The sequence below is a fragment of the Rhizobium sp. BIGb0125 genome (genome assembly GCF_024810055.1).
Taxonomy (GTDB): domain Bacteria; phylum Pseudomonadota; class Alphaproteobacteria; order Rhizobiales; family Rhizobiaceae; genus Agrobacterium.
In genome coordinates, this window is sequence record NZ_JANUDV010000003.1 from 411,029 (window position 1) to 422,370 (window position 11,342).

At 56.4% G+C, this 11,342-nt stretch carries 15 protein-coding genes; 7 read left to right on the forward strand and 8 right to left on the reverse strand.

From position 1 onward, the window contains the following. Positions 1–105 precede the first annotated feature (105 nt). Positions 106–306 (forward strand): hypothetical protein, encoded by a 201-nt coding sequence (locus M2418_RS10205; RefSeq protein ID WP_192491211.1) that lies wholly within the window; start codon positions 106–108, stop codon positions 304–306. A 59-nt stretch (positions 307–365) separates the two neighbouring features. Further along, a complete protein-coding gene (locus M2418_RS10210) occupies positions 366–560 on the forward strand; it encodes a hypothetical protein (RefSeq protein WP_259146298.1) in 195 nt (64 codons plus the stop codon). Positions 561–698: 138 nt separating this feature from the next. Here the strand turns inward: M2418_RS10210 and M2418_RS10215 are convergent, their stop codons facing one another. From M2418_RS10215 to M2418_RS10225, 3 genes are all read right to left on the reverse strand, one after another. Beyond that, positions 699–2,051, reverse strand: a complete 1,353-nt coding sequence (locus M2418_RS10215) for an enoyl-acyl carrier protein reductase FabMG (RefSeq protein WP_259146300.1) — start codon at positions 2,049–2,051, stop codon at positions 699–701. 352 nt (positions 2,052–2,403) lie between these two features. After that, on the reverse strand, positions 2,404–3,210 hold the full coding sequence (locus M2418_RS10220; RefSeq protein WP_259146302.1) for a hypothetical protein: 807 nt from the start codon (positions 3,208–3,210) through the stop codon (positions 2,404–2,406). 177 nt (positions 3,211–3,387) lie between these two features. Then, a complete protein-coding gene (locus M2418_RS10225) occupies positions 3,388–4,134 on the reverse strand; it encodes a hypothetical protein (RefSeq protein ID WP_259146303.1) in 747 nt (248 codons plus the stop codon). 162 nt (positions 4,135–4,296) lie between these two features. Between M2418_RS10225 and M2418_RS10230 the strand changes: the two genes are divergently transcribed. The 3 genes from M2418_RS10230 (at position 4,297) to M2418_RS10240 (ending at position 5,913) form a co-directional block, all read left to right on the forward strand. Then, complete coding sequence (locus tag M2418_RS10230; RefSeq protein ID WP_259146304.1) at positions 4,297–4,788, forward strand: GNAT family N-acetyltransferase; 492 nt, start codon at positions 4,297–4,299, stop codon at positions 4,786–4,788. A 127-nt stretch (positions 4,789–4,915) separates the two neighbouring features. Continuing rightward, a complete protein-coding gene (locus M2418_RS10235; RefSeq protein WP_259146305.1) occupies positions 4,916–5,464 on the forward strand; it encodes a hypothetical protein in 549 nt (182 codons plus the stop codon). 110 nt (positions 5,465–5,574) lie between these two features. Next, a complete protein-coding gene (locus M2418_RS10240) occupies positions 5,575–5,913 on the forward strand; it encodes a hypothetical protein (RefSeq protein ID WP_259146306.1) in 339 nt (112 codons plus the stop codon). Positions 5,914–5,921: 8 nt separating this feature from the next. Here the strand turns inward: M2418_RS10240 and M2418_RS10245 are convergent, their stop codons facing one another. The 3 genes from M2418_RS10245 to M2418_RS10255 all read right to left on the reverse strand — a co-directional run bounded on the left by M2418_RS10245 (position 5,922) and on the right by M2418_RS10255 (position 7,841). Then, positions 5,922–6,617 carry an SDR family oxidoreductase gene (locus M2418_RS10245; RefSeq protein WP_259146307.1) on the reverse strand — a complete coding sequence of 232 codons (696 nt, stop codon included), beginning with the start codon at positions 6,615–6,617 and terminating at the stop codon, positions 5,922–5,924. Between the two features lie 108 nt (positions 6,618–6,725). Further along, positions 6,726–7,124: a hypothetical protein gene (locus M2418_RS10250; RefSeq protein ID WP_192491175.1), complete on the reverse strand. Its 399-nt coding sequence runs from the start codon at positions 7,122–7,124 to the stop codon at positions 6,726–6,728. Positions 7,125–7,262: 138 nt separating this feature from the next. Then, positions 7,263–7,841: a hypothetical protein gene (locus tag M2418_RS10255; RefSeq protein ID WP_259146309.1), complete on the reverse strand. Its 579-nt coding sequence runs from the start codon at positions 7,839–7,841 to the stop codon at positions 7,263–7,265. A gap of 235 nt (positions 7,842–8,076) precedes the next feature. Between M2418_RS10255 and M2418_RS10260 the strand changes: the two genes are divergently transcribed. Further along, complete coding sequence (locus M2418_RS10260) at positions 8,077–8,709, forward strand: glutathione S-transferase family protein (RefSeq protein WP_259146661.1); 633 nt, start codon at positions 8,077–8,079, stop codon at positions 8,707–8,709. Between the two features lie 50 nt (positions 8,710–8,759). On the opposite strand, the gene M2418_RS10265 is transcribed toward M2418_RS10260, so the two are convergent. Further along, positions 8,760–9,743, reverse strand: coding sequence for an NAD(P)-dependent alcohol dehydrogenase (locus M2418_RS10265; protein WP_259146311.1), 984 nt, complete (start codon positions 9,741–9,743; stop codon positions 8,760–8,762). An 82-nt stretch (positions 9,744–9,825) separates the two neighbouring features. Between M2418_RS10265 and M2418_RS10270 the strand changes: the two genes are divergently transcribed. Then, positions 9,826–10,209 carry a helix-turn-helix domain-containing protein gene (locus M2418_RS10270; protein WP_192491178.1) on the forward strand — a complete coding sequence of 128 codons (384 nt, stop codon included), beginning with the start codon at positions 9,826–9,828 and terminating at the stop codon, positions 10,207–10,209. 66 nt (positions 10,210–10,275) lie between these two features. Here the strand turns inward: M2418_RS10270 and M2418_RS10275 are convergent, their stop codons facing one another. Further along, complete coding sequence (locus tag M2418_RS10275) at positions 10,276–11,280, reverse strand: ketopantoate reductase family protein (protein WP_259146313.1); 1,005 nt, start codon at positions 11,278–11,280, stop codon at positions 10,276–10,278. Between the last annotated feature and the right edge of the window lie 62 nt (positions 11,281–11,342).

Genomic DNA, 11,342 nt, shown 5'->3' on the forward strand with positions numbered 1-11,342 from the left:
TGACCAGCCGGATGCCTAGCAGATACCAGCAGCTTTAAATGCAAGAAAACGGATGATCGGGTGACTGATCTGCCGCGACAATGGAGAGCTGACATGATGAAGATCATGGTATTGCTGCACAGTGCTGTTGGCACGGGTTGGCAGGCACCCCCAAAAGGTTCGAGCCTCAAGACGCTTTATGAGGCGCAAGAGCAGGGTTATGTGGAAATTCGCGGGGAGTTTCAGAAACGGCAATTCCGCCTGACCGAAATGGGTGCGGAAACTGTTGAGCGTGACCGGCGACGCCTGAAGGCGCGCGAGAGCTGAGACCCGGACTTTGCCGCGTGTGATCATCGGCGACGTGTTTTTTGTCTGCGACGTGTTTTTTGTCGCCGACACACTGTCATGCGGCAAGTGACAGCCTGGACATATTGAGGTGGGTGGTCGGCATTGGCCTGTACTGCTCCATCAAGTGGCACCATGACCAAAACCAGAAGAAGAAAAACGACGCCCGCGCCGCCCAGCTGGCGGCGGAGGAACACTCGCTTGACGCGCCGGATGCAGCGGCCGGTGTTCGCTGACATGCCCGCCACCACTTAAGGTGTTGTGAGCCAGCAAAAGAAAACCCCTGTGACGGCCAGTTTACGGCGGTCATCAGGGGTTTAAAAAACTGCCAGCAAATCTACTGACAATAAAGGCTGATCAAGCCGAAGGCTCTATCAAGCAGACTGGCGCAGTGCAGGCGTGTTTTCAGCGCGCGCATGTGTCGCGTTCAGCTGCTTGGCCACGATATCGTGGTTCAGCCACTGAACCGGACCGGTTGGTGCGGTGGACGAGCGGAAAATCAACTGTCCGGTTGCTTCCACCACCAGCGTGCTGAGATGGTCGCTGATCAGCGCCTTGCCATCGCGGTGCATCTGCGAAATGTCGTGCGAGGTGCTGATGGTCAGATCCGCCTGCGCCTGGCTGTTTGGCATTGGCCAAGCCGAGAAATTGTAGAACGGCGTCATCACATCGCTGGCCTGCATGGTGTGGATCTTGTCCATCACGTCATCCAGCGTAACATTGTCCACCAACAGCGCCTGGCAGGTGTTCCACTGTTCGTCTGCCCATTCTGCGCCACCTTCTTTTTTCAAGGCAGACAGCAGTGGGATCAACGGCAGTTCGATGCCGGTGAACACGTCAGAGGAATTGGTGCGGATTTCCGGGCAGTTATAGACAGTGGCCTTGATGCCATTGTCCCATGCCTTTTCGGCAATGCCTTCCAGCCGCATCTTGGCATAGCCCTGCGTATAGTTGGTGTAGGTCTGCCAGCGGTACTGACCATCGATCAGGATTTCAGCGCCGTGGTAGCCATAGGCCGTGTAACGAACCTGGTTGCCAGAAGCTTCAACGCGCTGGCGAATGGCGGCACTGAACTCGATCAGGTGGCCAAATGTATCGGCCGACACGGCATCGAAGTTCTTCAGGATCAGCTTGCCGAGATCGCTCTCAAGCAGCGCCTGCGACGACATGTGGCGGGCACCGGTACCCTTGTAGATACGGTTAGCAAGAACCAGGAATACCTTGGCCTTGGGAATGCCACCGGCCATGGTGTGGGCAAAAAACACGTTCTGCCCCTGCCCGATCATGCCATCCAGCTCGGCCATGACCTTCTCCAGCGCATCCGTGAAGCGCTTGGTACCAACCTCGTGACACTGCTTTACATAATCCCAGTCCAGCTTGTCCTGTTCCCAGCTGCCAATGGTCATGCCGGACAGAAGGTCTGTCGGGGTCTTGCCACCTTCGGGCGCATCGAGATCAAAACCTGCCATCAGCGGGATGTTGATAATCTTGCCGCCCAGTCTTTCTTCGGCAGCGGCCAGTTCTTCAGCATCCAGCGGGCGCAGCGAATTGTCTTCGTTGCGGCGTCCAACGGTGATGCCAACAATTTTCATGCCGGCCTTGCGGGCTTCATCAATCAATCCCGTGGCGTAACCACGTCCAAAAAGTTCTCCGAAAAGAACGAAGACGTCGCCGCTTTTAAAGAGCTTGTTGTGAGGAAGCTGGCTGGGAGAGGACGAATTTTTCATTTTTTCTAACATTCTTGATTCGAGTCTTGGCGTCAGATTGCATTTCTTGGTGACGTGATGCCCAAATTCGCACGAATTGGAAACTCATATTGGGTTACAAAACATTTCAATGCGTGAGTGAGATGCCTCTGCGACGCAATTTTCCCCAGAAAACCGGCATTCCAGCGCCATTATAGGCCCATAACAATTAACGTTGCGTGCTGGTTTGGTCAGGCGGAATGCATCACCCGCCCCCTTGCCTCGATCCTCGTTCACCCAAAATGTCTGATGAAGGCGGGTCATTCGCCGCCAATGCCGGCCAATTGCCTTGTCTCAACTGCCCACTTCCGCAAGGGCGCGGCGCAGCGGTGTGTCACACCAAGCGGCCTGTTATCCTTTGCCACCACGTCTTTCTGACTGATGGGACCGTTTTGGGTGGCTGTGATGTGACTGGCCCGTCAGAATACATGTCTGCGCTCCAGTCCGGATCGCCATCCATGATGAAATAGACGACATCATCAGGTGTTTCCACGAACCGTGGCGCAGCTTCGAGCGACATATCACCGCCGCTTGTAAGGCGCGCTTGCGAGGCTTCGTATCCAGTTACTGCCATGAAGCTGGTCATGCCGTTCATGATGAATTTGGCACCGTCGGGCATTTCGATAAGTGTTGGTGAATAGCCCATGCGTATTTCGCACGCACGGCTACTCGCCTCGCGAACCGCGCGCGGCAGCGCAAAGGGACTTTCTTTCACGTCGGCAATCTCGCTGCCAAGACGGAAGTTAATGTGGCTGGCCACAGGCGCATCGGCCTGAACACAGATCATGGCCTTGTCAAAGCGCTCGCCGGCATGCGTTGTGACCTGACAGGGTGTGACGCGTCTTTCGCGGCCGTTGCCATACACATCTGGTGGAGTGGGCCCGATGCTGTCCACTATCCCCAAGTTTGCAGCCGACAGCGTGATGGCATTCTCATTCCATGCCAGCACAAGTGGCAGCCGCTCGGGTTGGACATGCGTCAGATTCCCTGGACCTGCGTCCAGATACCAGACCTCGTTGCACACGCCACAGCGAAAGAGTTGTCCACGCCGTAATGTCTGCCATTCCCTGAACGTCGCGACGTGGTTCAGCCCAGCTGCTGCCCCCCGCTCAATGGCATGGTGCCAGTTGAACGACAGCAACGAATTTGCACCACAAGCCTCGCATGTAGAGGCGGCTCCGAGGCGCGATGTTCTCAATGTTGTAACTGGAGAATCCGACATGCGAAATTTGTACCACCTTCTGTCACTCGCACGACCCGAAAACATGAAGCAAGACAACAGTTTCGGATTCAGAAATTGCGCAACAATTGCCTTGCCTCAACTGCCCACTTCCGCAAGGGCGCGGCGCAGCGGCGTGTCCGAAATCTGGATGACGCCCTGGAATGGAATGTCCATATCCAGCACCAGATGAAATGCGGTGGCGATGAGGCCGGCGCCCACGATGAATGACGTGACCACCACCGCATTGGCGGGTGCCCGGTACCCGAAACTGGCAAAGATAAGGGTGAGCCATGCCGCGACCAGCGCAATCAGTGGTCTTGGAATGGCGCCTTCTGCGTTTTCAACGATGCCCCAACGCTGTTCAACCACCCGGCGATATTGCTGGCGGATGTCCAGCAGCAGGGTTTGATGGAATTGATCCTTGGGTTCGATGGAAAGCAGCGCGTCTCCAACCGCGTCAAGTGCACGGCCTGCATTGTCAGGCATGGCCATGTCGGCCCTAGCTGGGTTGTTGATCGCGTGTTGCAGATAGTCGCGGATCCTGTCTCGCGTTTCCTTGCCCGCCAGCCCGTAGGTTCTTAGTGATCTATCGAGAAGAATGACGTTGGTGGAAAAGGCATGCAGGTTATCGTCGATGCTCTCATAGGTGTTTTTGGCCGAGTTGATCATTAGGCCGAACACGAGCGATGACATGACCACGAAGATGTTGGCGATGAGCCGCACCACCGCGCTGGTTTCATCATCGCGATGCCGCAGGTGCATTTTTGGAGACAGCAACATCGCGCCAATGGATGCTGTCGACAAACACCCGAAAATGATCGCGGCAATCCAGACATGGTTCATCAACGCCCCCCTCAGACAATGTCGCAACCGGTGCCATGCAATTATGAGCAGATTTTTGCCAACCGCCAATAGCGCTCGTTGCAATCGAACCGCAGACAAGGCTACGATTGTCCGGCAGATGACCTGAATGGCAAATTCACACCGTGCGGTGACACGTTCACCGTGGCAATCCAACACAGACAGAGCGGGATGCTGACAATAGAGAATGAAGATTTCCACCTGCGCAAGGCACGTCTTGCCGATGCAGACGCCGTTGCAGAGGTTGCTCGTCGCTCACGAAAACACTTTTTACCTTATCTACCAGACCTGCATACCCTAGAGGAGGACAAGGCGTTTTTCCGGGCTGTTGTTCTCAAGGACAATGATGTCTGGCTTGTTGAGGTTGAGAATGAAATCGTCGGATTTTGCGCCTTTAAAGACGGATGGGTAGAACACCTCTATTGCCTGCCCGCGCATGTCGGCAAAAAGCTGGGCTCCATGCTTTTGACCATAGCAAAGGAAGCCCATCCACATCTGCAATTATGGACGTTTCAGAAAAATACGCGGGCGATCAGCTTTTATCGGCGGCACGGCTTTATGCAGGTTAAACAAACAGATGGCTCCGGCAATGAAGAACGAATGCCCGATATTCTGTTTGAATGGCGAAAGCCATGATGTATCACCGCCCGGTGACCATACCGTTCCGCACCAGTTGTTGCGCAGAACGGGCAGCGGAGATTGCATTTGATATTGGCAATCCTCTACGATGGGGCATTGTTGTCGTCTGAGATTGATCATCACCTTGCCAGCTGTGTCTTCTTATCTGCTTGCCCCTGCGGCCATGTTTGTTGGCATCTATCTGCTGGTGCGGTGCATCATCATGCTTGGCCGGATTATCTTTCCACGCTTCCGGGTTCGGTTTGCGGCCCGTGCCGAGCCATTCCAGCTGACCATACCGAAGCAAGGGCGTTACGTGATCAATGTCTTGATACCGCCTTTGACCTTTTTTGCCGGCACGTCGCATTTCTCGGCCCGGTTCAGCATTTCAACGTCGCCTGAGGGAAAGCTGCTGCCTTACCGGTCCTATCGACGGGGGCTTTTTCAGGTCAAACGCACTGATATGAGCGGCAAACAGGCCATGCCGCTCGGTTCCTTCGAGTGTGCCGCGCCCGGTGACATCACCATTTCCTGCGACAATCCCGACACGATCCGCAGCAATTACCAGTTGGAAGTCTCGCGCCACATTCCGCCGCTCAGGCTCGTCTTTCTTGTCGTGGCAACGATTGTTTCATCGACCATGGCAATTGGCGGTTTTGTGATGACCATCCTGTGGATGGGCGGCAAGATCTGAGCGGTTCTGGCGCGGAGTTAAACTCCCTGCCCCGGCCTCCATGCAATTTGCCAGATACTTTTGCGCGCACCGGATGTAGGTTGGCGACGTCTGACATCAGGGAGGCGATGATGCCCCGGTTTCTTGCACTCTACACCATGAAGCACGAAGACTTTGCGGCGTTCCGAAACCTGCCGCAGGCCGAGCAGGATGCGATCAATGCCGAAGGCCTTAAACAATGGGGGCCGTGGGAGGATAAAATCTCCGCCGCCATTGTCGACGCCGGTGGCATGGTGGGAAAAACCACCCGCATTGACCGTGATGGTATTGCCCCGGCCAGCAACACGATCTGCGGTTATCTGGTTGTGGAGGCGGACACCGCCGAGGCTGCGGCGCAGCTGTTCCATGACAATCCGCATCTCACCGTCTTTCCCGGTGATGCGGTTGAGATCATGCCAATCGTCACGTGATGGTTATCTCAATCCATTGATTTAAAATCATTGTCGAGCTTTTCCACCACCTCAACTCGTGCCGGGTTGCGCAGGATTTTTGCATATTTGTATTTGAAAGCGCCGCCGGAGAGTTCGACAATCTGCTGCGCTGTCCAGCGCGGTTCCAGCATGGTGCTGGTGTCTTCGCCGGTGTGCTTCCAGAACGGTGTCTGGATGCCTGATGGTGCGACCACCAGCACCTTGCCAATGCCGGGATCGCGCACCAGCGATGCGCCAAGCATGGTCAAACCGGCCTTGGTTGCGGCGTAAGCCGGTTCCTGTGGCCGGGGTGTGTAGCCGGAACTTGAGGTGATCAACATCAATTTCAGCGGCGTTGGTGCCAGAGGTTTCAGCCGTGCGGCCAGCATCATCGGCGCAACAAGGCCGACATTGGTCATGGTCAGCAGCGCGTCATCATCCAAAGTTTCGATGGCACCGCGCTGCAGAAAACCGGCAGCGTAAACAAGTGTGTTGATACCAGTGAAGGACGTAACCAGACGGTCGATGCCCTCAGTCAGATCGGCTGATGATGCGGTGATCGGCAGCGGGAAAAAGCGCGCATCCGGCAGGTCAGGTTCGGTGCGGCCGGTGACGCAGACATTATGCCCTTCGCTGACATAATGCCGGGCCAGTTCCAGCCCGACGCCTGAACTGCCGCCGACAATAAGGATATTCTTTTTCATCACGTCCCCCCGGTCATTGCTCCCTTAGCAATCACACAACCGGGGGCACTATAACCGGACAATAAAAGGCTGCAACGGCCTTAAAACAGGTGCGGCGGTTGCGATGTGTCAGACGGATTTGTCGAAGGCATCCGCCTCATCTTGCGTGGCAAAGGTGAAGGTGATCAGTTCACTGTCATCGGCCTGGCGGATGCCAATGGCCGTTACAATCAATCGCGCAATCTCATCCTGCGCTTGCGTGCCGGAGCGCGTCATCGTCACCACTTTTTCGATGGCGGGGGCGAAGACCTCGCTGATGACACCAAGGCGCATATTGTGCTTCATGATGATGTCGCGGTCTTCGATGATAGCAGCCTGCTCTTCCTTGGGTAGGCCGGCATTGTCCATGGCTGAAATGGTGGCATTGGTCGCAAGTTTGATCGGACCTTCGGCAAGCCAGCGCTCAACCATCTGATGGAACTGGCGCATGCGCGCAGCGGGAATTGTTTTTTCAACCGTGAAAGACATCAACATTCCTTTGTCCGTTTTCATGCATGCCGATAGGCGCTCTCTACAGGGGGCCTGATATTGCATGCATCAAGAACCTGCGCGAGTAGTGCGTCTGGGCAGGAAAAACAAGCTGCAATGCATGTTTGCCTGATGTCTTCAACGGCCGTTTTCTGCGCGCCTTATGGTGTGATCGATAATGATCTGTGCCGCCTCGCGCGACGGGATGGAGGATGTATCGAGATCAATGCGGTTGGGGTGGTCGATATCCAGCAGACGATATTCCATGCGTTTTTTGTTGGCGGCGGCGACATCGGTCATTTTAAACCGTTCGGCGCGGTCTGGTGAGGGAACACGGGTTGCGTGAACCTCATCAGAGGCCGCCAGTATCACCGGCACAAACACACTGCCGCGTTTTTGCGACAAGGCCAGCGCCCGGTCGAAATATGCCCTGTCGCGCGGGTTTCCCTCAATCAGACAATTTGTCAGCACAAAGCTGGCATCGGGTGCGGTAAATTCCTCGATCGCCAGAAAAGCCTGTTCACGGATGACGCCAATCAGGTTCCAGATACGCTCCGGTATGGTCTTTGCGCCCTCCACGCCAACCAGCGAAAACACCACATTGTTGGCGAGGTGATTGTCAAACAGCTTTGCGCCGGTTGCAGCAGTGATTTCCTTGCCGATGGTATATTTGCCGACCCCGTAGTGGCCAATCAGATAGATTATTGCGTTGTTCACGGGCGCTCCCATTGATGAAACGACATTTGAATTCCGTTATTGCCAATACGTTCCGCGTGGCCTTGAAAATAAGCGGAGAAGAATTGCTTGTCACGCGATAGTGCCGCAAGCGGATGGGGCAGCCCGCATGGCTGCTGCGACACACATCTGGCGATTTGTCGCCGTTTCCATGGTGGAATGTCGCGCAAATCAGACTAATAACAGTGCGATCCCCTCCGGGATTTTACAGCTGGTAATGAAGGTAGATGACGTGAAAATTTGGGGCCGTATCAATTCAACCAATGTCCGCAAGGTGCTTTGGGCCGCCGAGGAAGTTGGCGTAACCTATGAACAAATCAATGCCGGTGGCGCATATGGCGTGGTCAATGATGCCGCATATCTGGCCATGAACCCCAATGGTCGTATCCCGTGCCTTGAAGACGGAGATCTGGTGCTGTGGGAATCCAACGCCATTGTGCGTTATCTTGCCCGGCAATATGGCCGCGAGCCGTTTGCAACCGGCGATGCCGCCAGCTGGGCTGCCGCTGACAAGTGGATGGATTGGACATCATTCAGCCTTGCCGCGCCGTTTCGTGATCTGTTCTGGAACCTGGTGCGCTACACGCCGGAACAGCGCAACGAGGAGGAGCTGAAACGCGCCCAGGAGCAATGCGCGCAGCTGCTGGCGGTGGCGGACAAGGCGCTTGGCGAGACACCTTATCTCTCCGGTGAACACCTTGGCATTGGCGATATTCCCTTGGGCTGCATGGCCTATGCCTGGTTCTCGCTGCCCATCGAGCGGCCGGACCTTAAAAATCTGGCGGCATGGTATGAGCGCCTTTGCCAACGGCCGGCCTACCAAAAGGCCGTGATGACGCCGCTGACCTGACGGTCATCGGAATAAGGTGCGGAGAGTTTGATCCCCGCACCCTGGCAAATTCAGCCGATCTTGATGACCAGCTTACCGAAGTGGCCTGCGTCACGCAGCGCGTCATAGGCGGCTTCCGCCTCGCTGAACGGGAAGACCTGATCAACCTGCGGCTTGATGCCGGTTTTGACCAGTGCTGCCAGCATTGCAACCGAGCCGACATAAATGCCCTGCAAGGTGATGCGTTTTGACAGGATGACGGCCGTATCAATGTGGCCTTCAAAGCCGGTCAGCACACCCATGAGCGAAATGCGACCGTCAAACCGGGTGGCGGCAAGGGTCTTGTTGAGTGTCGCCGGGCCACCCACGTCCACCGCCAGATCTGCGCCGATGCCATCGGTCAGTTTCAAGACCTCGTTCTGCCATTCTGGTGTGGTGTTGTAATTGATGACCGCGTCGGCACCCAGCGCACGGGCACGCGCCAGCTTTTCATCGGAGCTGGAGGAGATGATGACGCGGGCACCGGCCTGTTTGGCCAGTTGCAGCGCAAAGATCGAAACGCCACCGGTGCCAAGCAACAGCACCGTTTCACCCGGCTGGATTGGCCGGCGTTCAAACAGCGCGGCAAATGCGGTGACGCCAGCGCAGGGCAGCGTCGATGCTTCCTCAAATGTCATGGTGTCGGGAATGCGCACAATGCTGTCGGCCGGCACCACGATCTGCTCTGTCAGCACGCCGTCCATGCTTTGTCCGCCAAGGCTGGTTGCCTGTTTGGCCGGGGTGATCGGGCCATCTACCCAACCGGTCATGAAACCAATCACCACACGGTCGCCGACCTTCCAGCCCTCAACGCCCTCACCCACGGCGGAAATAACGCCGGCGCCATCCGACAGTGGCACATTGTCCTTGGCGTTTTTGGCAACGATCAGGTCACGGTAGTTGAGCGACGCGGCGCGCAAATCAACGGCGACCTCGCCTCTGGCAGGCTGGCGTGGTGTGGCCGAGGTCAGCTTGAGGCGTGGGGTTTCGTTTCCGGTCAATATGTAGTGTTGCATGCGAGGTATCTCCTTTTCAGGACCTCAACATAGGCATATAGATCCTATGCATGAAGTACGTACAAATTGAGCATGTAGTATCATGAATGATAGTACCCCCCTGAAAAGAACACGTCGTCGCGCCGACCGCACCGGCTGCGCCGTCGAGGCCACGCTGTCCGTTATCGGCGGCATCTGGAAACCGGTGATCCTGTTTCACCTGCTGGAGGGCAAGCTGCGTTTCAACGCGCTATGCCGGCTTGTGTCAGCGGCCACACCGCGCATGTTGACGCTGCAATTGCGGGAGCTGGAAGCCGATGGCGTGATCAAGCGCACGGTCTTTCCCGAAGTGCCGCCAAAGGTGGAATATGAGCTGACGCCGCTTGGCGTGTCGCTTGCGCCCATTCTCATCACCATGCGGGACTGGGGCAAAAAGCTTCAGGAGAGTGAAGGTGACGAGCGGGCCAACACGCCTGCGTGTGTCTGAACCAGGGCGCAAGAGCGGCATCCGTCACGCTGATGGCCGCTCTTGTCTTGTTCTAACGAGGGGCGATCAGCCCTGCCCGTCGCGGTTTGTCTGATCAAGCTGCAAGGTCAGCGCCAGAATGGTTTCGCAGGTCGGTGTTGGCACACCGGCCAGCTTGCCCAGCGTCACCACCATGCCGGTCAGCGGCATGATTTCCAGCTGTTTTCCGGCCAGACAATCCTGCAACATCGATGTGCGCACCGGGTCATAACCGCCGGGTCGGTCAACCAGTTCATCAAGGCTTTTTGCAAACGTCGCGCCAAATGCTTCACCAACACTTTTGGTTTCGCCCATGACATTGCGTACCTGCGCTGCGGTGTGCGGATTGGCCATGATGGCGTCCATGCGCGAGCGGGTCAAAGCGCTGATCGGGTTAAAGGCGGCGTTGTTGGTCAGCTTCAGCCAGATCTCATCGCGAATTCGTGGCGTCGGCAAAATGTTGAGACCGGCCGATGTCAGCAAGGCCGAGATATCATTCAGATCAGCAGACATGTCACCGGATGGTTCACCGAGGAAAAACCGGCCATTGCCGGACAGCCGCGTCGTGCCGGGCTCAATGACTTCTGCCCCCTGATAGGCCACGCAACCGATGACCCGCTGCGGGCCAACAAGGCTCCACAACTGCCCCTCCGGGTCCAGCTCCGGCAGTTGCCGTTCTGCAAAACGGCTGTGCTCATCGCCATGGAAATACCACCATGGAATGCCGTTCAGAATGTTGATGACGCGGGTCTTTTCATGCAGCAGCGCTGCAATGCCCTTGGCGGCATCCGCCAGTTGATGGCCCTTGAGGCCGGTGATGACGAGGTCCTGCGGCGGCAATTCAAAGGGATTATCCGTGGCATCAACCCGTGCCGTGACTGTCTCGACGCCGGCCTTTTCAATCGTCAGACCGTTGTTTTTGATGGCAGCAAGCTGCGCGCCACGGGCAATGACCGTAACCTTGACCTGATCACCGATTGTGTTGGCAATGGTTGCGGCAAACGCGCCACCCAGCGCGCCTGCACCGTAAACGCAGATGTTTCGAATTGTCATCACGGGCCTCATTTTGGGGAAACATGCGGGGCATAGGTAGCAGCAATCTGACCCCATGTCCG